The sequence below is a fragment of the Pseudomonas sp. TH31 genome, from assembly GCF_016650815.1.
Lineage (GTDB): Bacteria > Pseudomonadota > Gammaproteobacteria > Pseudomonadales > Pseudomonadaceae > Aquipseudomonas.
Map to the genome: position 1 here is coordinate 226,403 of NZ_JAEKEZ010000006.1, position 20,761 is coordinate 247,163.

The following is a 20,761-nucleotide window of genomic DNA, read 5'->3' on the forward strand; positions in this document are numbered from 1 at the left end:
GATGAGCGAATACTCCCTCTTCACCTCCGAGTCCGTGTCTGAAGGGCATCCGGATAAAATCGCCGACCAGATTTCCGATGCAGTGCTGGACGCCATCATTGCTGAAGACAAGTTCGCCCGCGTGGCGTGCGAAACCATGGTCAAAACCGGCGTAGCCATCATCGCAGGTGAAGTCACCACGTCGGCCTGGGTCGACCTGGAAGACATCGTCCGTAACGTGATTCTCGATATCGGCTACAACAGCTCCGACGTCGGCTTCGACGGCGCGACCTGCGGCGTGATGAACATCATCGGCAAGCAGTCCCCTGACATCAACCAGGGTGTTGACCGTGCCAAGCCTGAAGATCAGGGTGCCGGCGACCAGGGCCTGATGTTCGGCTACGCCAGTAACGAAACCGACGTGCTGATGCCTGCACCGATCACCTTCTCGCACCAACTGGTTCAGCGCCAGGCCGAAGCCCGTAAATCCGGCCTGCTGCCTTGGCTGCGCCCGGACGCCAAGTCGCAAGTGACTTGCCGTTACGAAGGCGGCAAGGTTGTCGGTATCGACGCCGTTGTACTGTCGACCCAGCACAACCCTGAAGTGTCGTACAAAGACCTGCGCGAAGGCGTGATGGAACTGATCGTCAAGCACGTACTGCCTGCCGAGCTGCTGTCCAAGGACACCCAGTTCCACATCAACCCGACTGGCCAGTTCATCATCGGCGGCCCGGTTGGCGACTGCGGCCTGACCGGTCGCAAGATCATCGTCGACAGCTACGGCGGCATGGCTCGCCACGGCGGCGGCGCGTTCTCCGGTAAAGATCCATCGAAGGTTGACCGCTCGGCGGCCTACGCCGGTCGTTACGTGGCCAAGAACATCGTTGCGGCCGGCCTGGCCGAGCGTTGCGAGATTCAGGTTTCCTACGCGATCGGTGTGGCTCAGCCTACGTCGATCTCGTTGAACACCTTCGGCACTGGCAAAATCAGCGATGACAAAATCGTCAAACTGGTTCGCGAAGTGTTCGACCTGCGTCCATACGCAATCACCACCATGCTCGACCTGCTGCACCCGATGTACCAGGAAACCGCAGCGTACGGCCACTTCGGTCGCACCCCGCAAACCAAGACTGTTGGCGAAGATACTTTCACCACCTTCACCTGGGAAAAAACCGACCGCGCCGACGACCTGCGTCTGGCTGCCGGCCTGTAAGACTTCCCTGGCGGTACCAAAAGCCCCGCACGGTTCGCCGTGCGGGGCTTTTTTATGATGAATGTCTCGTCCTGAAATGGGTGTAAACCTATTTCAGGACGATCTTTTGATCTTAACTCTCTCGAAACACCCCGCAAAACACCCCCCGACCACAACATTTGAAGACCAACTAGCCTTCCAGCATCCCAATGAGCAAGGACGCTCTCGATGCGCCCCAACCTGCACCTGTTTTTCGCCCTCCTGCTGACATCCCTGACCACCAACGCCACCGAATGCCCCGACTGGCCACCCACCCGCGCCCTAGCCGAAATCACCACCCTGCAAGAAAAAATCGACCTCTGGGATGACAGCTACCACCGCAACGGCCGCTCACTGATCGCCGACGAACTCTACGACCAGTCCCGCGTGCGGCTGACGCAATGGCGCAATTGCTTCAACCTCGGCTCATCCGTCGAACCGCTGCGGACGGCGCGCGGCAAGGTGCCTCACCCGATCGTCCACACCGGCCTGGAAAAACTGCACGACGAACCTGCCGTCGAAGACTGGCTGCGCAACCGCGAGGACGTCTGGATTCAACCCAAGGTCGATGGCGTGGCGGTGTCATTGATTTACCGCAACGGTCGGCTGCATCAAGCGATCAGTCGCGGCGACGGAATAAACGGCCAGGACTGGACCGTCTCGGCAAGCCAGATCGCCGGTATCCCCCAACAACTCACACAACCGCTGGATGTGTTGCTGCAAGGTGAACTCTATTGGCGCCTGAGCGATCACGTACAAGCCAAGGACGGCAGCCTCAATGCCCGCGCCAACGTGGCCGGGTTGATGGCGCGCAAGTCACTGAGTGCCGAGCAGGCCGCCGGGATCGGATTTTTGTCTGGGACTGGCCACAAGGCCCTGCAAGTCTGCCGGCCCGGGTGGCAGCGCTGGATGAAATGGGGTTTGCGACCACCCAGCCATACAGCCAACCGATCAGCACATTTGCCGATGCGCAGCGCTGGCGCGATCACTGGTATCGCTCGCCGCTGCCCTTTGCCAGCGATGGCGTTGTCCTGCGCCGGAGTCAGCGCCCACCCGCCGAGCGCTGGCAGCCCCGGCCACCTTATTGGAGCGTCGCCTGGAAGTACCCCTTTGCCCAGGCGCTGGCCGAGGTGCGAAAGGTCAACTTCAAGATCGGCCGGACCGGGCGGATCACGCCGGTACTGGAGCTTTCGCCGGTGAAGCTCGATGACCGGCAGATCAGGCGTGTGAGTGTCAGTTCGCTGCAGCGCTGGGAGCAAATGGACATTCGCCCCGGGGATCAGGTGGCCATCAGCCTCGCAGGCCTGACCATTCCCAGGCTCGACGGCGTGGTGCTGCGCAGCACCGAACGCCCTGAAGTGCACGCACCGTTGGCGTCGGATTTTCATCCATTGAGCTGCTGGCAGCCGACACCTGGGTGCGAGAGTCAATTCCTCGCGCGGCTGACCTGGCTCAGCGGCAAGCAGGGCCTGGCCCTGCCCCATGTTGGTCCCGGCGCCTGGGAGAAACTTCTCGAAACAGGCCGCCTCAACAGCCTGCTGGATTGGTTGACCCTCGATGCTCAAGAGCTTGCTAACATTGCCGGCTTCGGCGAGCACCGCAGTGCTCGTCTTTTAAACAGCTTTGCAAGCGCCCGGCAACGGCCCTTCGCTCGCTGGCTCAAAGCCCTGGGCTTGCCACCGACGGGCCAGGCACGGCTTGCCGATTCATGGCAGGCATTGGCGCAACGCAGCAACGAACAATGGCAGGCCGAGGCAGGCATCAGCCCAGGACGCGCAGCGCAATTGAGCGCGTTTTTCCGCGATCCGCAGGTCCTGGCCTTGAGTGAAACATTACGCATTGCGGGGGTTGACGGTTTTTAGCGACCAACAATGCCTGTCAGCCTGGGAACCCAATGGTGGCGCTGCGCTCAAACAGCCCATTGCCACATCGACCCGATTGCCTCTTCGCATGGAGCTTTTATGAAATTTCTTTCACCGCTCGCCCTGCTGACCCTTTGCAGCGTGCTGGCCGCTCCACTGATGGCTGCTGAAGAAATCCCGGAACTGACCGGCTGCGCGGCCAAAAAACAGGGCATCGTCAACCAGATCGAACTGGCCAAGAGCCACGGCAACGCCGATCAGCAGGCCGGACTGGAGAGAGCCCTGAGCGAAGTCACCGCCCACTGCACCGACGCCTCCCTGAAGAAAGAACGTGAAAACAAGGTGCTCGACGCCAAGCATGAAGTCAGCAAGCGTCAGGCTGATCTCGACAAGGCCATGAAAAAAGGCGACGCCGACAAGATCAACAAACGCAAAGACAAACTCGCCGATTCCCGCAAGCAATTGCAGGATGCGTTGGACGAATTGGATAAATAAAAAATCGTTTAAAGATCAAAAGATCGCAGCCTTCGGCAGCTCCTACCCTGCGATCTTTTAAAAATCAATGATCCCGAAACTGTTTATGGCACGCACTGCAGGCATCTTCGACTTTCTGCACCGCTGGCCCAAGGTTGCTGGCCTGGTAAGGCTGAACCTTGCTGGCAACCACCAACTCACCGGTGGCGCCTTCAAGGTTGCGGGCCATTTCCTGGAAGCGTGCCTGCTGCTGCCACACAGAGTCCTTGGCGCTGGTGTGATCTTCCTCGCGTACTTGCGGGAAATGTTTCCACGGTTCGTGGGACAGCGAATCGAGCTTCACCGCACCGTCGGCAAATTTCGGCCCGTCGAACGGAATGCGTCCACGCAACATGCCACCCAGGTCTTCGCCGGTCTTGAGCATTTGTTTGAAAATCGCCTTGCGCTGACCCAACGGCGAGTTCGGGTCAACACCGCCGCAGGCGGACAGAGTCAGGCAGGCCAGCAATACAACAGAAAGTCTTTTAAGAGTCATGGTGGCTTCAGGTCACGGGGAACGGCGGCCAGTATCCTCGCGTCATCGTTAAAGACCAATAGCCCTATTATCAATAAGGGTTGCTTGAGCGCATGGAGCACTCAGGCAACCGTCAAAGGAATTACTCCATGAACAGCCGTTTCAAGGCTTGGCAATATCGCCTGGCCTGGACCCTTCCGATGGTGGCCGTGCTCGCAGGCTGCACCGGGGACGACAACAAGCCGAAAACCCACGCGCTGGCCACTTACACCAGCGCCACGTGGGAAGCGCTACCGGCCGTGTCAGACAACGACCTGGTGGCCGGCTTCGGTTCCTGGCGCAGCGCCTGCACCCGACTCAAGGCCGACCCGGTCTGGGGATCGACCTGCGCGGCATCCGCGACGGTGCCGCAAACCGCCGATGACATTCGTGGTTTCCTCAAGCAGAACCTGGAGGTCTACGGCCTGCGTGCCGCCAATGACAATCCCAACGGCCTGATCACCGGCTACTACGAACCGGTGTACCCCGGCAGCCTGACCCAGACTGAAGTAGCGAACATCCCGGTGTACGGCGTGCCCGAGGACATGATCATTGTGTCCCTGGACAGTATTTACCCGGAACTCAAGGGCAAACGCCTGCGCGGGCGACTCGAAGGTCGCGTGCTCAAGCCTTATGACGACGCCGCCACCATCGAGAGCAAAGGGGTCAAGGCACCGGTCGTTGCCTGGCTGACCGACCCGATGAACCTGCAGTTCCTGCAAATCCAGGGCTCCGGGCGTATCCAGCTCGACGACGGCCGTCAACTGCGCATCGCTTATGCCGACCAGAACGGCCACCCCTATCGACCGATCGGGCGCTGGCTGGTGGATCAGGGCGAGCTGAAAAAAGAAGACGTGACCATGGACGCTATCAGCACTTGGGCTAAAGCGAATCCGTCTCGTATTCCGCAACTGCTGGGCAGCAACCCGAGCTACGTGTTTTTCACCCGTAATCCGGATAGCAATGAAGGGCCGCGTGGTTCGCTGAACGTACCACTGACTGCGGGTTACAGCGCAGCGGTGGATCGCAAGGTGATTCCGCTGGGCAGCCTGTTGTGGTTATCGACCACTAAACCGGACGGCACCGCACTGGTACGCCCGGTGGCAGCTCAAGATACCGGCGGTGCGATTGCTGGCGAGGTTCGCGCGGACTTGTTCTGGGGCACAGGCGAGGCGGCCGGGCAACTGGCCGGAGACATGAAACAGCAAGGGCAGATCTGGATGTTGTGGCCAAAAGGCGCGGCGTTACCGCAAGTGCCGCAGGTGGCCGATACACCTTAAAAATCAAAAGATCGCAGGCTTCGCCAGCGCCTACATGGACCGTGTTTGCAACATCGATCCCCCGTAGGAGCTGCCGCAGGCTGCGATCTTTTGATCTTGATCTCAGATCGACACAAAAAAGAAACTGGCAATCAACCCCATCCCCACAAACCACACCAGCGACCGCAAAATCGCCCAGTCCGCCAGGTAGCAAATGATGTACAGCAGGCGGCTGGTGATAAACAGCACCGCCAGCACGTTAACCGTCACCAACTGCGCCGTCCCCACCAAATGCGCCACGATCACTGCCGCCGCGAACGCCGGAGTCACTTCAAAACTGTTCAACTGCGCCGCATGCGCACGCCGACCCAAACCATTAAGCGACTCGAGAAAGTCCCGGGGATCATGGTTGTCTTTCAACCCAAACCCGCCACTGGCCTTGGCGACGCCCGTGCAGATATAAGGCAGGAAAATCGCAATCATCACGCACCACAGAGCAACCGTCATAAAGCAGTCCCTTCTTCAGTTTTTAGAAATGTGGGGGTCGTCAAAATTTCATCACCAGCATGCCGATCAGCACCAGCCCACAAGCTAAGAGCCGTGGCCGGCCGAAAGGTTCTTTCAGATAGCGCATGCCAAACAGCACCACCAGAATCACACTGATCTCACGCAGCGCTGCCGCCTCGGCAATCGAACCGAGTTGCATCGCCCACAGCACCAAAGCGTAGCTGAACAACACACAGAACCCGACCGCCAACCCCAGCCACCACTGTTCACGCCAGAACAACATGAACGCCGGCCGCTTGCGTACCAACGCCAGCAACGGGAACGGCCAGGCGCTGAGCAGCGTGACCCAGACCAGATAGTCCAGCGGATGAGACCAGCGCCGTAACGCCTGGCCATCGATGAAGGTGTAGCAGCCGATACACAGACCGATCAGCGCCACCACCGGCAGCATCGACCACGGCAGCCGCGCACCGCCTCCGCCCTGCCAGAGCAGGCACAGCATGCCGAACGGGATCAGCAAAATGCCGAATATCTGCTGATTCGTCAGCACTTCACCGGCGAAGATCAGTGTCAACGCCAGCACCACCAATGGCGACAAGCCGCGCATCAGCGGATAGACCAACCCCAGGTCACCGACTCGATAGGCCTGAATCAATAGATAACGATAGAGCAGCTCGAACGCCGCCGACGCCAGAATCCATGGCCAGATTTCCATCGGCGGCAGACTCACGAACGGCAGCATCACCGCGACAAACAGCATCGCCACGCTGTCCATGCAAGCCACGACCAACAGCCGTTCGGCGCTGAATTTGATCAGGGTATTCCACGCCGCGTGCAACAGCGCCGCCACCAACACCAACACTGTTGCAAGCACGGCTTACTCCTTTTTTTGACCTCCTCGCCCCTGTAGGAGCATGGCTTGCCCGCGATGGCGTTCTCGAGGCCGTCATCGCGGGCAAGCCATGCTCCTACAAGAAGCCGGTCAGATAATTGATTCGCCATATGTCCGCAGCTGTTTATACTGCAAGCGACCACGCCGCACTCAGTTGCGCACAGACCAATACCAATAATTTCTGCCACCGCCCGCGCTCATCGAGCACGGTCGTCGGCCTGCGTATGCCTGATCAGAGCGTCAAGACTACCGACGAGACCTTGCGCATGCCACTCGCCTTGCTTGCCCTTGCTGTTGCCGCGTTCGGCATCGGCACCACTGAATTCGTCATCATGGGCTTGCTGCCCGATGTCGCCCGCGACCTCGCCGTGAGCATTCCCCACGCCGGCCTGCTGATCACCGGCTACGCCCTGGGCGTGGTGTTCGGCGCACCGATCCTGGCGATCGGCACCGCCAACATGCCGCGCAAAGCCACGCTGCTGGGGATGACGTTGATGTTCATCCTCGGCAACATCCTCTGCGCCCTGGCGCCGAACTACGCGACGCTGATGGCCGCGCGGGTGGTCACCGCGTTGTGCCACGGTGCCTTTTTCGGCATCGGCTCGGTGGTCGCGGCAGGCTTGGTGGCACCAAACAAACGGGCCCAGGCGATTGCCATGATGTTCACCGGCTTGACCCTGGCCAACGTGCTCGGCGTGCCATTGGGCACGGCGCTCGGGCAATATGCCGGTTGGCGCTCGACGTTCTGGGCGGTGTCGGTGATTGGCGTGATCGCCGCCATTGCCCAGTGGGTGTGGTTGCCGAAAGACATCGCCATGGACAAGGCCAACCTGGCCAGCGAGTTCAAGGTGCTGGGCAAGGTCAATGTGCTGCTGGCCCTGGGCATGAGCGTGCTGGCGTCCACCAGTCTGTTCAGCGTGTTCACTTACATCGCGCCGATCCTGCAAGACATCACCGGCGTCAGCCCGCACGGCATCACCATCATGCTGCTGTTGTTCGGCGTAGGCCTGACCGCGGGCAGTATGCTCGGCGGCCGGTTGGCGGACAGTCGTTTGCTACCTTCGCTGGTCGGCATGGCGCTGGCTGTCGCGGTGGTGTTAGCGGCGTTCAGCCAGACCAGCCACTCGGTGATTCCGGCGGCGATTACGTTGGTGCTATGGGGCATATTTGCGTTTGCCCTGTGCCCGATTCTGCAATTGCTGATTATCGATCAGGCGCATGAGGCGCCAAATCTCGGCTCAACGTTGAACCAAAGCGCATTCAACCTCGGCAACGCGGCCGGTGCGTGGATTGGCGGGCTGGTGGTTGCCAGTGGCGCGGACCTCGCGGACTTGCCGTGGACGGGCGCGCTGGTCAGTGGGTTGACGGTGCTGACGGCACTTTTCTACATCTATCTGCAACGCCGGGGCGCGTCTGCGGTCAATGTGTCCGGCTAAGTCATTGAGTCGCCCGTGACATTGCTTTCTCGAGCAGGCTCGCTCCCACAGGACATGCGCTGTCCATGTGGGAGCGAGCCTGCTCGCGAAGAAGTCGACGCCGTGTAACGACCCAACCCCATTTTTCCTCCCCCATCCAAAGGACCCCGGATGCTTGAACTTGTCGCTGCGTTTATCTGCCTCACCTCCCTGCTCACCTACGTGAATTTCCGCTTCATCGGCCTGCCCCCGACCATCGGCGTCATGGTCACCGCGCTAATGTTTTCCCTGCTGTTGCAAGGCCTGAGCTTCATCGGCTATCCCGGTCTGGAAGAGCGCGTGCAACAGCTGATCGGCCAGATCGATTTCGGCGATCTGCTGATGAACTGGATGCTGTCCTTCCTGCTGTTCGCCGGCGCCCTGCACGTCAACCTCAATGACCTGCGCAGCTACCGCTGGCCCATCGGCTTGCTGGCGACGTTCGGTGTGTTGATCGCCACGGCTGTAATCGGCAGCCTCGCCTATTACATTTTTGCCCTGTTCGGCTGGCACGTGAGCTTCCTTTACTGCCTGTTGTTCGGCGCGCTGATTTCCCCGACCGACCCGATTGCGGTGCTCGGCGTGCTGCGGACCGCCAATGCGTCAAAGCCACTGAAAACCACCATCGTCGGCGAGTCGCTGTTCAATGACGGCACGGCCGTCGTGGTGTTCACCGTGTTGCTGGGCATCGCGCAATTGGGCGAAACCCCGACCGTCGGCGCCACGGCCATGCTGTTCGCCCACGAGGCGATTGGCGGCGTGGTGTTTGGCGGGCTGATTGGTTATCTGGTGTACCTGATGATCAAGAGTATCGAGCAGCATCAGATCGAAGTGATGCTGACCCTGGCGCTGGTGATCGGCGGCTCGGCCATGGCCTCGGAGCTGCACGTTTCCGCACCGATCGCGATGGTGGTCGCCGGCCTGATCATCGGTAACCTGGGCCGCAACCTGGCGATGAACGACATGACCCGAAAGTACCTGGACGGTTTCTGGGAACTGCTCGATGACATGCTCAACGCCCTGCTGTTCGCGCTGATTGGCATGGAGCTGTTGCTGCTGCCGTTCAACTGGCTGCACGTGCTGGCCGCGAGCTTGCTGGCGTTGGCGATCCTGCTCTCGCGCCTGCTGACCGTGGCGCCGGCCATCATGCTGCTGCGGCGTTGGCGCACGGTTCCGCGCGGGACAATCCGGATTCTGACCTGGGGTGGTTTGCGCGGTGGTGTGTCGGTGGCGTTAGCCTTGGCATTGCCGCTGGGTCCGGAGCGCGATCTGATTTTGAGCATCACCTACATCGTGGTGCTGTCGTCGATCCTGTTGCAGGGCTTGAGCATCGGCAAACTGGTCAAGCACGTGACCAGGGACGAGCCTGCGCCAACGGCCCAGGCTGAGCATCACTGATCATTTTTTGATCTTCTGCGGCTCGGGCTCTGCGGCCTGATCCGCAGACTTCTTCGGCGCGCCGCTTTCGCTGCGAATCTGCGCATGGCTGATCAGCGCAAAGATGAAGCTGCCGCCAATGATGTTGCCCGCCAGCGTCGGCCCGGCAAACACCAGCCAGAAATCCTGCCACGGCAACTCGCCGGCAAACACCAGATACGACACTTCCGCCGAACCGACGACAATGTGGGTGAAATCCCCCAGCGCCATCAGGTAGGTGATGAGGATGATGATCAACATCTTGGCGCTTTCCATGGACGGAATCATCCAGACCATGGTGGCGATCATCCAGCCGGAAATGATGCCTTTGGAAAACATCTGGCTGGCGCTGTTTTCCATGATTTTGCGACCGATATCGAGGAAGGCCAGGTCGGTCTTGGTGTCGAAAATCGGCAGGTGCAACATTACGTAAGCCACCAGCAACGTGCCGCACAGGTTGCCGAACAGCACCACGCTCCACAACCGCAGCAGCCGACCGACATTACTCAGTGTGGGTTTACTCATGATCGGCAGCACGGCCGTCAGGGTGTTTTCGGTGAACAGTTGCTGGCGCGCCAGAATGACCGCGAGAAAACCGGCGCAGTAGCCGAAACTGGCAATCACCTTGAAGCCGTCACCGGCAGGCAGGCGGGAGTTGAGCAGCCCCATGGCCATTAGCGACAGGCCCATGGTCAGGCCGGCAGCGAGGGCTGACCACCAGAGCGCGGCGACACTGCGCTCGAGTTCCTGATCGCCCTGGGTGCGGATGATTTCGTGCAGCACCGCCGCGCGAGGCGGCTGGTTGCGGTCGGCTTCGTGTTGTTCTTCAGCCGAGAGGTTCGGGGTTTTGCCGTCTTTTTGAGTGTCCATGGAGCTCCGCAACCGTGGCGTGTCATTTAAGTACGACACGCGGGGTTCGGATTCCGTTCTGTAGGAGCTGCCGAAGGCTGCGATCTTTTGATTTTGACGTTGACTTTGGCGTTGTCACCGAAGATCAAGATCAAAAGATCGCAGCCTTCGGCAGCTCCTACGGGGCTCGCATTACTCGCTGATGCCATCACCCTTGAACTGGTCTTTGACGTACATGATCTCGGTCCGGCCGTGCGGTGCGGGCAAGCCGTCTTCGCCCAGATTCACGAAGACCATCTTCTCTACGGTCAGGATGCTTTTGCGAGTGATCTTGTTGCGCACTTCGCAGGTCAGCGTGATTGAGGTGCGGCCGAACTCGGTGGCGGTGATGCCCAGTTCGATGATGTCGCCCTGGCGCGAGGCGCTGACAAAGTTGATTTCGGAAATGTACTTGGTCACCACGCGTTGATTGCCCAGCTGGACGATGGCGTAGATCGCTGCTTCTTCGTCGATCCAGCGCAACAGGCTGCCGCCGAACAGCGTGCCGTTGGGGTTGAGGTCTTCGGGTTTTACCCATTTGCGGGTGTGGAAATTCATGTTCACTCCTGAGCGTCTGGCCGAATGGTGGGCGCCATGATGGCAGAGCCCGACCTAGAGCTCTATTAAGCATCCACTATGGTCTCGATTACCGTTCAGAGATTGATCAACAGAAAGGCTTTGGAAGATAAGAATAGCCCGCTATAATCGCCACCGTTTCAGAACGGTAACTTTGCACTGATACCGTTTTCCCGCCACCTGTCCGAGGGGCGCTGCAGCAGGTTCGACCTGTCAGGCTCGGATGGGGCGTTGACTGGCCCAGGCCAGACACTAAACGCACAACGGCGCCCATTCGCATACATTACGAATGGAGGCTCATCATGAGCGCTGTTATCACGCCCGCAGATTTTACCGATTACAAAGTGGCCGACATGTCCCTGGCTGCCTGGGGTCGTCGCGAAACCATCATCGCCGAATCCGAAATGCCAGCCCTGATGGGTCTGCGCCGCAAGTACGCCGGTGAGCAGCCGCTCAAAGGCGCCAAGATTCTCGGCTGCATCCACATGACCATTCAGACTGCCGTGCTGATCGAAACCCTGGTTGCCCTGGGTGCCGAAGTACGTTGGTCGTCCTGCAACATTTTCTCGACTCAGGATCAGGCCGCCGCCGCTATCGCCGCTGCCGGCATCGCGGTTTACGCCTGGAAAGGCGAGACCGAAGAAGAGTACGAGTGGTGCCTGGAGCAAACCATCCTGAAAGATGGCACGCCATGGGATGCCAACATGATCCTCGACGACGGCGGCGACCTGACCGAGCTGCTGCACAAGAAATACCCGGCGATCCTGGACCGCGTCCACGGCGTTACCGAAGAAACCACCACCGGCGTTCACCGCCTGCTGGACATGCTGGCCAAGGGCGAGCTGAAAATCCCGGCCATCAACGTCAACGACTCGGTGACCAAGAGCAAGAACGACAACAAGTACGGCTGCCGTCACAGCCTGAACGACGCAATCAAGCGCGGTACCGACCACCTGTTGTCCGGCAAGCAAGCGCTGGTCATCGGTTACGGTGACGTGGGCAAGGGCTCGGCCCAGTCCCTGCGTCAGGAAGGCATGATCGTTAAAGTCTCCGAAGTCGACCCGATCTGCGCCATGCAAGCCTGCATGGACGGTTTCGAACTGGTTTCGCCATTCATCGACGGCATCAACACCGGCACCGAAGCCAGCATCGACAAAGCGCTGCTGGGCAAGATCGACCTGATCGTGACCACCACCGGCAACGTCAATGTTTGCGACTCGAACATGCTCAAAGCCCTGAAGAAGCGCGCCGTTGTCTGCAACATCGGCCACTTCGACAACGAAATCGACACCGCTTTCATGCGCAAGAACTGGGCATGGGAAGAAGTGAAGCCACAGGTTCACAAGATCCACCGTACCGGTCCTGGCGCGTTCGACGCCCAGAACGACGACTACCTGATCCTGCTGGCCGAAGGCCGCCTGGTTAACCTGGGTAATGCCACCGGTCACCCAAGCCGCATCATGGACGGCTCGTTCGCCAACCAGGTACTGGCTCAGATTTTCCTGTTCGGTCAAAAGTACGCCGACCTGTCGCCAGCCCAAAAAGCTGAGCGCCTGACCGTTGAAGTACTGCCGAAGAAACTCGACGAAGAAGTGGCCCTGGAAATGGTCCGCGGTTTCGGCGGCGTTGTGACTCAACTGACCAAGACCCAGGCCGACTACATCGGCGTGACTGTCGAAGGTCCGTTCAAGCCGCACGCTTACCGCTACTGATCGGCTGAGCGTCGACGCGGTGCGCCTGGCACACCGCGCTGCCTGACTGGCGCTGCTTGACCGCTTTTGTAGGAGCTGCCGCAGGCTGCGATCTTTTGATCTTAAAAGATCGCAGCCTGCGGCAGCTCCTACAGGGGCAGCGTCCGGCTTACGAGTTACCAAGGATATGACCATGTCCCAAGATCGTCGCTTCAGCTTCGAGTTCTTCCCGACCAAGACCGATGCTGGGCATGAAAAACTGCTCGCCACTGCCCGTCAACTGGCGACTTATAACCCCGATTTCTTTTCCTGCACCTATGGCGCTGGCGGTTCTACCCGTGATCGCACCATCAACACCGTGTTGCAGCTTGAAAGCGAAGTAAAAGTCCCTGCCGCACCGCATTTGTCTTGCGTTGGCGACAGCAAGGACGACCTGCGCGGCCTGCTGACACAATACAAGGCAGCCGGCATCACCCGTATCGTTGCCCTGCGCGGCGACCTGCCTTCGGGCATGGGCATGGCCAGCGGTGAACTGCGCCACGCCAACGACCTGGTTGAATTCATTCGTGAAGAGACCGGCGATCATTTCCACATCGAAGTCGCCGCTTACCCGGAAATGCATCCGCAGGCGCGCAATTTCGAAGACGATATCGCCAACTTCGTGCGCAAGGCCAACGCTGGCGCCGACAGTGCGATCACCCAGTACTTCTTCAACGCCGACAGCTACTTCTACTTCGTCGAGCGTGTACGGGCAGCGGGTGTGAACATCCCGATCGTGCCGGGGATCATGCCGATCACCAACTACAGCAAACTCGCGCGCTTCTCTGATGCCTGCGGTGCGGAAATCCCGCGCTGGATCCGCAAGCAGCTGGAAGCCTACGGCGACGACACCCAGAGCATTCAAGGCTTTGGTGAGCAAGTCATCACCGAGATGTGCGAACGCCTGCTGCAAGGTGGCGCTCCCGGTTGCATTTCTACACGCTGAACCAGGCTGAGCCGAGCCTGGCGGTGTGGAACAACCTGAAGTTGCCGCGGTAAAAAGCGTTAAAGCAAGATCAAAGATCGCAGCCTTCGGCAGCTCCTACAGGGTGTACGCAATCCCATGTAGGAGCTGGCGAAGCCTGCGATCTTTTGCGTTCAGCGCCCCTTTATTGGGCAGCAACACACTGAGTTAGAGCTTCTGAAGCCAGTTTCTGGCTCTTTCCGGTTTCTCGTCGTAATCTCAAGTCATGCCTTTGATCGCGCAGTTCATGACCCTGCTTCTTTTCACTTGCCTGAGCTTTGCCGCCCGGGGCGAGAAATTGCGCATTGTCACAGAACCATGGGCACCGTACGTGTATGAGGAAAACGGCAAATCCCTGGGCCTGGACTACGAAACCACCGCCATTGTATTCAATCGCCTGGGCATCGAAGTGGAATGGCAGTTCCTGCCCTGGAAGCGCTGCCTGTCGATGCTCGACACCGGCCAGGCCGACGGCGCACTGGACATCTTCCACAGCGACGAACGCGATGCCACCCTGCTCTACCCCAGCGAACCGCTCTCGGAAGTCCAGTTCGTGATGTTCTACGCCAATGAACGCCCTCATCCGTTCAGCACACTCGACGATCTGAAAGGCCTGACCATTGGCACCTCGCCGGGTTATCTCTACAGCGCGGACTTCAGCGACTCGACGCTGTTTACCCGCGAGCCGGCGCCGACCCATGAAGCCAACTTCGGCAAACTGGTACGCGGGCGCATCGACCTGTTGATCACCGACCGGCGGGTCGGCCAGCATCTGCTGGATGAGCTGAACATTCGTGATCAGATCACCGAAAACCCCACGGTCATCAGCCACCAGAGCCAATACCTGGCGGTACGCCGCAACGCCGGCATGGATTTGCTGGTGCAGCGTTTCGGGGCCGAGCTCAAGCGCTTCAAGCGCGAGCCCGCCTACGCTGAGCTGAGCGCTCGCTATGGCGCCAGCCCGGCTCCCGATGTGCAAGCGACAAGCGCCAGCGCCACCCGCGCAAAAACCGTTGAGCAGCAGGAAAGCGGCGCGCAGTGATTGCTCTGTTATACTCCGGCCTTCCCGCCAGGCTCACGCCCGGACGCTCGGACTTGTTCAAGGCATCTCGACCCCGCTACAGCGCAGCTTTTCAGCCCGCGCGAGCGCTCCAGACGAGCCGTCAAGCCCCAGCAGGACCGGACGGGATTGCGTCCTCTTAAACGCCATTCGCGCCAGGCAAGACTCCCATTGGGCCAAGCCCTAACTAAAACAGGATTACTCATGTCCTTTGCTTCCCTCGGTCTCTCCGAGGCTTTAGTCCGCGCCATCGAGGCAGCGGGCTATACCGAGCCTACTCCGGTGCAACAGCGGGCCATTCCCGCCGTGTTGCAAGGTCGCGACCTGATGGTCGCGGCACAGACAGGTACTGGTAAAACCGGCGGCTTCGCCCTTCCGATTCTGGAGCGGTTGTTCCCTAACGGTCACCCGGACAAATCCCAGCGTCACGGCCCGCGCCAACCGCGCGTGCTGGTTCTGACCCCTACCCGCGAACTCGCGGCGCAAGTACACGAGAGCTTCAAGGTCTATGCCCGTGACCTGAAGTTCGTCAGCGCCTGCATTTTCGGCGGCGTCGGCATGAACCCTCAGGTTCAGGCCATGTCCCGTGGTGTTGACGTGCTGGTGGCCTGCCCTGGCCGCCTGCTCGACCTCGCAGGCCAAGGCAGCGTCGACCTGTCCCACGTGGAAATCCTCGTGCTGGACGAAGCCGACCGCATGCTCGACATGGGCTTTGTCCATGACGTGAAAAAGGTCCTTGCCCGTCTGCCGAGCAAACGCCAGAACCTGCTGTTCTCGGCGACCTTCTCCAAAGACATCACCGACCTCGCCGGCAAATTGCTGCACAACCCGGAACGCATCGAAGTTACGCCGCCGAACACCACGGTCGAGCGTATCGAACAGCGCGTATTCCGCCTGGCGGCCAGCCACAAGCGTTCGCTGCTGGCGCACCTGATTACTGCTGGCGCCTGGGAACAGGTTCTGGTCTTCACCCGTACCAAGCACGGCGCCAACCGCCTGGCCGAGTACCTGGACAAGCACGGCCTCAGCGCCGTCGCAATCCACGGTAACAAGAGCCAGAACGCTCGCACCAAAGCCCTGGCCGACTTCAAGGCCGGTGAAGTGCGCATCCTGGTCGCCACCGACATCGCCGCTCGCGGCCTCGACATCGACCAGTTGCCACACGTGGTCAACTTCGAACTGCCGAACGTCGACGAAGACTACGTGCACCGTATCGGCCGTACTGGCCGTGCCGGTCGTTCGGGCGAGGCCATCTCTCTGGTTGCCCCGGACGAAGAAAAGCTGCTGAAAAGCATCGAGCGCATGACCAAGCAGAAGATTGCCGACGGCAACCTGATGGGCTTCGACTCCAGCGCTGTAGAAGCCGAGAAGCCTGAAGTCCGCGAGCGTCCGGATGTGCGTAACCCGCGCAACCCACGTGGCCCGCGCGGCGACGGTCCGAATGGCACTGGCGGTGGCGGCGGTCGTAAAGACAAAGGCAAGGACAAGGGCGGCAAGGAAAAACCTGCTGCCACTGGCCGTGGCGATCGTCCGGCTCGTGAACACAAGCCGCGCGAAGGCACCCCCGCTCGCGAACAACAGCGTCCGGCACCACGCGCTGCCGCCGCTGATCGTGCTCCGGACGAGTTCCTGGACGATGACGTGGATAACTTCGGCAACCGTGTTGACTACGTGCCTCAAGCCAAACCGGCCCAGGGTCGTGGTCGTCGTCCGAGTACTCCGGCACAAGGCACGGCCGCTGCTGGCGCCGGCGCAGGTGCTCCACGCACCGGCGGCAAGCCACAAGGTCGTCAAAGCGGCCCGCGCAGCAGCGACGGCGCAACCACCGGCACGCCGCCGGCCAAGCGCAGTGGCCCACGCAACGGCGCTCCACGTGACGGTCAGGCCCGTCGCGAAGAGTCCCGCAACCGCCGCCCGGCCCGTACCGACGACCAGCCTCGTTCGGAACCCGCCGTGCAGAACCCGCGTGGCCCGGCACCGAAGATTATCCATAAAGAGTCGAAAACCGATCGTTTCCCGACTCCAGAGCAACTGGATCAACTGCCAGGCCGTCCGCGCGGCGAGAAGCCAGCGTTGCTGACCCGCAATCGCTAAGTTTTTGAAGTAACCAAAAAATGCCCCGGATCGCGAGATCCGGGGCATTTTTGTTTTCCGGGATGAACATAAATCCCCAACCCACCGGAGATCCCCTGCGGAAGCGAGCTTGCTCGCGATAGCGTTAAAACAGTCAGTAGAGATGCGGAATGTTAATCCCCCATCGCGAGCAAGCTCGCTCCCACAATGGATCTTCAGTGAACACAGATTTTGTGTACGACAGGGATCAAATGTGGGAGCGGGCTTGCTCGCGAAGGCGTCGTGTCAGTCGACATCAATGTTGAATGCTCAACCGCATTCGCGAGCAAGCCCGCTCCCACTTGGGGTTTGCGGCGGTCATGGAGATTTTGGCAGGCAATAAAAAACGCCCCCGATCGTGAGATCGGGGGCGTTTTTGTGGGCGCAGCGAAAAGCTTTTGTAGGAGCTGGCTAAGCCTGCGATCTTTTGATCTTAAAAGATCGCAGCCTGCGGCAGCTCCTACGGTCTCAGCATTACTTCGCTTTAACACCTTCAAACGTGATGTACAGATCAACAGCGTCGGACTGTGGACCCAGGTCCATCATCTTGCCGAAATCAGAGCGCTTGATGCTGGTGGTGCCTTCGAAACCGGCACGGTAGCCGCCCCATGGATCCTTGCCTTCACCCAGGAACGTGGCTTTGACCACGATTGGCTTGGTCACGCCGTGGATAGTCAAATCACCCGCCACGTCGGCAGTAACTTTGCCATCGGCATTCTTGCCGGTGGTTTTGACGCTGGTGGAAACGAACGTGGCCTTGGCGAATTTATCCACTTCCAGGAAGTCTTTGCTGGAGATGTGCTTGTCGCGCTCGGCATTGTTAGTGAAAACGCTGGCGGTGTTCACGTTGAACTCTATCTTGCTGTCTTCCGGCTTGGCAGCGTCAAAGCTGAACTTGCCGTCGATGTCCTTGAAAGTACCGGTGATGTAGCTGTAACCCAGGTGGCTGATCTTGAAGTCGACGAAGGCGTGCTGGCCTTGTTTGTCGACGGTGTAGTCAGCGGCCATTACGTTAGCGGACAGCAGAGCAGAACCGATTGCCAGAGCGGCGAGAGTCTTCTTCAACATGTTTTGTATTCCTAGGGGGCTAGTGGAATGTCAGGCCTTGCGACCGAGCATTCGTTTCAGAGTCACATCACGGTCGATAAAGTGGTGCTTCAATGCTGCCAACGCATGGAGACCGGAAAAAATTACCAGTGCCCACGCCAGATACAGATGAATCGCACCGGCGGTATCTGCCTGATCCGGTAGTCCGGAAACCAGTGCAGGTACTTCAAACCAGTCAAACACCGGAATCCCGACGCCTTCTGCGGTGGAAATCAGGTAACCGGCAATCATCACAGCGAACAAACAGAGGTACAGAAAACCATGGCCGAACTTGGCGCCAAGGCGCGTCATGCGGCTATAGCTGGTCAGAGTTGGCGGCGGTGGGCTGATGAAGCGCCACAACACGCGCAACACCATGAACCCAAGTAGCAGCAAACCGATGCTCTTGTGGATATCCGGGCCTGCCTTGCGCCAAGGGTCGTAGTAGCCGAGATCGACCATCCACAGGCCCAAGGCGAACATACCGAACACTGCCAGCGCTATGCCCCAGTGCAGAAAGATGCTGACCCAGCCATAGCGAGAAGTAGAGTTTCGTAGTTGCATTGCCGAGTCCCTGTAAGTGCTGGCCCAAGACTATCGAGTTATCTATCGATTTAAAGCGGAAAATTTCGCTTTGAAATATCGAGAAATACGATCAAGAGTCTGAAATAGCCAAGTTAAGGAGAGATTAAAGACCAATGTGCAATAAAAAATGAACACCTACCAAAGAACACCTCGGCGTTCAGGTTTATTCGATGCTTGATGTCGGTTTTCTTCGGGCATAAAAAAACGCGGCATTTACGCCGCGTTTCTTTAGTCCCAACGCTTACTGCGCTTTAGTGTCAGTGGCTACCGGGGTCGTTGCTGCCGGGGCGGTTGCGGCAGGCTTGGCCGCCGGTTTCTTCGCGGGCTCGGCTTTCTTCGCTGCCGGTTTGGCCGCAGCCTTTTTGGCCTCGGTTTTAGTCGCAGGCTTCTTCGCCGCCGGTTTGGCCGCTGCTTTTTTGGCCGGCTCGGCTTTCACCGGTGCTGCAGGCTTAGGTGTTTCAACCGGTGCAGGAGCTGGCGCAGGTACTGGCGCGGGTGCCGGAGCAGGCGTTACTGGCTCTGGCGCCTTGGCCGGTGCTGGTTTGTCGTCGGAACCACCGAACAGATTGGTGAAGAAATTACCTTTCTTCGCCACTACCGCGCCCGCCGCCGCAGTCGCTACCGCCGCCGGAACAACTTTCACCGGCTCAAACGACTTGCCTGCTGCGAGGTCTTCAACCTGACTGGCCGCACGTTCACCAGTGCGCAATGCACCTTCCAGGGTGCCTGGGTACAAGGTGTCGGTGTGTTCACCCGCAAAGGCTACGCGTTGCAGTGGACGCTCCCACAGACGCCAGTACTTGCTGATCTGACCCGGACCGAAGGCCAGGTAAGCGCCGCCCATCGACGGGTCGGTGCTGTAGCGGCGGATTTCATAACCGGTGAACGAGCCGCGGGCCTGTGGGTAAAACGCGTGCAGGCGAATCAGTACCTGATCGGCCATCTGCTTGTCGCCGAAGGCCTGCATCACCCGTGCGTTGTCGCCGGAAATATTTATCACCACGTTGGCGCCGCCCTTCAGCGCCGGCTCTATCCACAGCATGCCCAGACCGGCGTTGCTGTAAATCTCACCGGACATCCGCGACTTGCTTTCCCATACCGGCGTCTTGAACTTCAGCATGATCTGGTCACGCCAACCGTAGTTGGTGCCTTTGATCGCGCCCATGTGCTGGGCATCCAGCGCCGGGATCATGTCGATCTTGCTCAGTGCACGCAATGGCACCGCCAACACAACGTAATCCGCCTGGTAGCCGACGCTGCCGACTTTGACGGTCACGCCGTCCTTGTCCTGGATGACCGAAGAGACCGGGGAGTTGGTCTTGATGGTTTTCAGCTGTTTGACGAAGGCCTGGGCCAGCACCGGGCTGCCACCGATCAGGCGCGCAGCGCGCAGGTCACGGTCGGAAATGCCACGGTACACACGGCTCTGTTGTGCGAAATACAGCAGCGACAGGCGCGAAGGTTCGTCATAACGGCTACGAATCTGTTGATTCACCAACTGACGAGCCGTGGCCGGCAGGTTCAGGCGATCGAGCCAGTTGGACACGTTGATCTGGTCCAGGGCGAACAGTGTGCTGTTGGCCGCCGGGTTCTGCGGATCAGTGATCGAGCTCGCCAGATCATCCAGCGTCTTTTCGTAGCGCTTGAGTGCATCGGCAGTGGCTGGCTGCTTGGTCGCAAGGTCCGCGGCGGTGAAGTATTCGCCGTCGATCAGGTAGCTTGGCGTGCGCACGAATTCAGGGGCCGGCGTGGTGCCCAGCTTGAAGGTCGAGACGTATTTGTTCAGGACCGGTTGGGTCTTGTCGTTGCCGATCCACTCGCTGGTGGCCATGCCGGAGCGACCGCCCAGGCTGGGCTTGGCTTCCAGCACGGTGACCTGCCAGCCTTTGTTTTGCAGCTCATAAGCGGCGGTCAGGCCCGAAAGCCCGCCGCCGATCACGATCGCGGTTTTATCCTTGGCCAGCGCCGAAACGCTGAACAGCCCCAACATCACCAGCGCACAGGCGCGCAGCCAACCAGCAGACATTCAGCGAACTCCGGAAAATACACGAGAAAAAAGCAGTTTTACGGGCCAAACGGCCCAAAGAACCGCGAAGAATACGTTAGCCATCAAAACGCCGCCAGCGACGTCTA

Annotated in this window: 16 protein-coding genes, 2 pseudogenes and 1 riboswitch; of the genes and pseudogenes, 10 read left to right on the forward strand and 8 right to left on the reverse strand. The window is 59.6% G+C overall.

Features of this window, described 5'->3' with window-relative positions; genetic code table 11:
* Position 1 precedes the first annotated feature (1 nt).
* The 3 genes and pseudogenes from metK to JFV26_RS04130 all read left to right on the forward strand — a co-directional run bounded on the left by metK (position 2) and on the right by JFV26_RS04130 (position 3,567).
* Positions 2 to 1,192 (forward strand): methionine adenosyltransferase, encoded by a 1,191-nt coding sequence (gene metK / locus JFV26_RS04120; RefSeq protein ID WP_123404278.1) that lies wholly within the window; start codon positions 2 to 4, stop codon positions 1,190 to 1,192.
* Positions 1,193 to 1,399: 207 nt separating this feature from the next.
* Positions 1,400 to 3,072: pseudogene (gene ligB, locus JFV26_RS04125) on the forward strand (NAD-dependent DNA ligase LigB).
* A gap of 99 nt (positions 3,073 to 3,171) precedes the next feature.
* Positions 3,172 to 3,567 carry a DUF1090 domain-containing protein gene (locus tag JFV26_RS04130; protein WP_201189979.1) on the forward strand — a complete coding sequence of 132 codons (396 nt, stop codon included), beginning with the start codon at positions 3,172 to 3,174 and terminating at the stop codon, positions 3,565 to 3,567.
* Positions 3,568 to 3,631: 64 nt separating this feature from the next.
* On the opposite strand, the gene JFV26_RS04135 is transcribed toward JFV26_RS04130, so the two are convergent.
* Positions 3,632 to 4,081 carry a c-type cytochrome gene (locus JFV26_RS04135; protein WP_201189981.1) on the reverse strand — a complete coding sequence of 150 codons (450 nt, stop codon included), beginning with the start codon at positions 4,079 to 4,081 and terminating at the stop codon, positions 3,632 to 3,634.
* Between the two features lie 128 nt (positions 4,082 to 4,209).
* On the opposite strand from JFV26_RS04135, the gene mltA reads away from it, so the two are divergent.
* Positions 4,210 to 5,379 carry a murein transglycosylase A gene (gene mltA, locus JFV26_RS04140; RefSeq protein WP_201189982.1) on the forward strand — a complete coding sequence of 390 codons (1,170 nt, stop codon included), beginning with the start codon at positions 4,210 to 4,212 and terminating at the stop codon, positions 5,377 to 5,379.
* 102 nt (positions 5,380 to 5,481) lie between these two features.
* Here the strand turns inward: mltA and JFV26_RS04145 are convergent, their stop codons facing one another.
* Together JFV26_RS04145 and JFV26_RS04150 are read right to left on the reverse strand one after the other, a co-directional pair.
* A complete protein-coding gene (locus JFV26_RS04145; RefSeq protein ID WP_201189984.1) occupies positions 5,482 to 5,865 on the reverse strand; it encodes an MAPEG family protein in 384 nt (127 codons plus the stop codon).
* A 40-nt stretch (positions 5,866 to 5,905) separates the two neighbouring features.
* Complete coding sequence (locus tag JFV26_RS04150; protein ID WP_201189985.1) at positions 5,906 to 6,739, reverse strand: EamA family transporter; 834 nt, start codon at positions 6,737 to 6,739, stop codon at positions 5,906 to 5,908.
* Between the two features lie 284 nt (positions 6,740 to 7,023).
* Here JFV26_RS04150 and JFV26_RS04155 point away from each other — a divergent pair, with 284 nt between their 5' ends.
* Both JFV26_RS04155 and JFV26_RS04160 read left to right on the forward strand, forming a co-directional pair.
* Positions 7,024 to 8,193: an MFS transporter gene (locus tag JFV26_RS04155; RefSeq protein ID WP_201190669.1), complete on the forward strand. Its 1,170-nt coding sequence runs from the start codon at positions 7,024 to 7,026 to the stop codon at positions 8,191 to 8,193.
* 150 nt (positions 8,194 to 8,343) lie between these two features.
* Complete coding sequence (locus JFV26_RS04160) at positions 8,344 to 9,609, forward strand: cation:proton antiporter (RefSeq protein ID WP_201189986.1); 1,266 nt, start codon at positions 8,344 to 8,346, stop codon at positions 9,607 to 9,609.
* Here the strand turns inward: JFV26_RS04160 and JFV26_RS04165 are convergent, their stop codons facing one another.
* Together JFV26_RS04165 and JFV26_RS04170 are read right to left on the reverse strand one after the other, a co-directional pair.
* Positions 9,610 to 10,497, reverse strand: coding sequence for a formate/nitrite transporter family protein (locus JFV26_RS04165; protein ID WP_201189987.1), 888 nt, complete (start codon positions 10,495 to 10,497; stop codon positions 9,610 to 9,612).
* A gap of 171 nt (positions 10,498 to 10,668) precedes the next feature.
* The gene (locus JFV26_RS04170; RefSeq protein ID WP_201189988.1) at positions 10,669 to 11,073 is read right to left on the reverse strand and encodes an acyl-CoA thioesterase; all 405 of its coding nucleotides are present in this window, start codon (positions 11,071 to 11,073) and stop codon (positions 10,669 to 10,671) included.
* 198 nt (positions 11,074 to 11,271) lie between these two features.
* Positions 11,272 to 11,370, forward strand: a riboswitch (S-adenosyl-L-homocysteine riboswitch).
* 23 nt (positions 11,371 to 11,393) lie between these two features.
* Here JFV26_RS04170 and ahcY point away from each other — a divergent pair.
* From ahcY to JFV26_RS04190, 4 genes and pseudogenes are all read left to right on the forward strand, one after another.
* Positions 11,394 to 12,803, forward strand: a complete 1,410-nt coding sequence (gene ahcY, locus JFV26_RS04175; RefSeq protein WP_201189989.1) for an adenosylhomocysteinase — start codon at positions 11,394 to 11,396, stop codon at positions 12,801 to 12,803.
* A gap of 172 nt (positions 12,804 to 12,975) precedes the next feature.
* A pseudogene (gene metF / locus JFV26_RS04180) lies at positions 12,976 to 13,820 on the forward strand (methylenetetrahydrofolate reductase [NAD(P)H]).
* 191 nt (positions 13,821 to 14,011) lie between these two features.
* Entirely contained in the window at positions 14,012 to 14,827 is an 816-nt protein-coding gene (locus tag JFV26_RS04185; protein ID WP_201189990.1) for a substrate-binding periplasmic protein, read from the forward strand.
* 222 nt (positions 14,828 to 15,049) lie between these two features.
* Positions 15,050 to 16,939, forward strand: a complete 1,890-nt coding sequence (locus JFV26_RS04190) for a DEAD/DEAH box helicase (RefSeq protein ID WP_201189991.1) — start codon at positions 15,050 to 15,052, stop codon at positions 16,937 to 16,939.
* Between the two features lie 492 nt (positions 16,940 to 17,431).
* Here the strand turns inward: JFV26_RS04190 and JFV26_RS04195 are convergent, their stop codons facing one another.
* From JFV26_RS04195 to JFV26_RS04205, 3 genes are all read right to left on the reverse strand, one after another.
* A complete protein-coding gene (locus JFV26_RS04195) occupies positions 17,432 to 18,025 on the reverse strand; it encodes a YceI family protein (RefSeq protein ID WP_201189992.1) in 594 nt (197 codons plus the stop codon).
* 30 nt (positions 18,026 to 18,055) lie between these two features.
* The gene (locus tag JFV26_RS04200; protein ID WP_201189993.1) at positions 18,056 to 18,607 is read right to left on the reverse strand and encodes a cytochrome b; all 552 of its coding nucleotides are present in this window, start codon (positions 18,605 to 18,607) and stop codon (positions 18,056 to 18,058) included.
* Between the two features lie 262 nt (positions 18,608 to 18,869).
* The gene (locus tag JFV26_RS04205; protein WP_201189994.1) at positions 18,870 to 20,654 is read right to left on the reverse strand and encodes a flavin monoamine oxidase family protein; all 1,785 of its coding nucleotides are present in this window, start codon (positions 20,652 to 20,654) and stop codon (positions 18,870 to 18,872) included.
* Between the last annotated feature and the right edge of the window lie 107 nt (positions 20,655 to 20,761).

Coding starts and splice junctions, on each gene's coding strand:
- JFV26_RS04195 (WP_201189992.1), bottom strand. CDS start 18,025: ATGTTGAAGAAGACTCTCGCCGCTCTGGCAATCGGTTCTGCTCTGCTG.
- JFV26_RS04170 (WP_201189988.1), bottom strand. CDS start 11,073: ATGAATTTCCACACCCGCAAATGGGTAAAACCCGAAGACCTCAACCCC.
- mltA (WP_201189982.1), top strand. CDS start 4,210: ATGAACAGCCGTTTCAAGGCTTGGCAATATCGCCTGGCCTGGACCCTT.
- JFV26_RS04200 (WP_201189993.1), bottom strand. CDS start 18,607: ATGCAACTACGAAACTCTACTTCTCGCTATGGCTGGGTCAGCATCTTT.
- JFV26_RS04145 (WP_201189984.1), bottom strand. CDS start 5,865: ATGACGGTTGCTCTGTGGTGCGTGATGATTGCGATTTTCCTGCCTTAT.
- JFV26_RS04155 (WP_201190669.1), top strand. CDS start 7,024: ATGCCACTCGCCTTGCTTGCCCTTGCTGTTGCCGCGTTCGGCATCGGC.
- JFV26_RS04185 (WP_201189990.1), top strand. CDS start 14,012: ATGCCTTTGATCGCGCAGTTCATGACCCTGCTTCTTTTCACTTGCCTG.
- JFV26_RS04135 (WP_201189981.1), bottom strand. CDS start 4,081: ATGACTCTTAAAAGACTTTCTGTTGTATTGCTGGCCTGCCTGACTCTG.
- JFV26_RS04190 (WP_201189991.1), top strand. CDS start 15,050: ATGTCCTTTGCTTCCCTCGGTCTCTCCGAGGCTTTAGTCCGCGCCATC.
- JFV26_RS04205 (WP_201189994.1), bottom strand. CDS start 20,654: ATGTCTGCTGGTTGGCTGCGCGCCTGTGCGCTGGTGATGTTGGGGCTG.
- ahcY (WP_201189989.1), top strand. CDS start 11,394: ATGAGCGCTGTTATCACGCCCGCAGATTTTACCGATTACAAAGTGGCC.
- JFV26_RS04165 (WP_201189987.1), bottom strand. CDS start 10,497: ATGGACACTCAAAAAGACGGCAAAACCCCGAACCTCTCGGCTGAAGAA.
- metK (WP_123404278.1), top strand. CDS start 2: ATGAGCGAATACTCCCTCTTCACCTCCGAGTCCGTGTCTGAAGGGCAT.
- JFV26_RS04160 (WP_201189986.1), top strand. CDS start 8,344: ATGCTTGAACTTGTCGCTGCGTTTATCTGCCTCACCTCCCTGCTCACC.
- JFV26_RS04130 (WP_201189979.1), top strand. CDS start 3,172: ATGAAATTTCTTTCACCGCTCGCCCTGCTGACCCTTTGCAGCGTGCTG.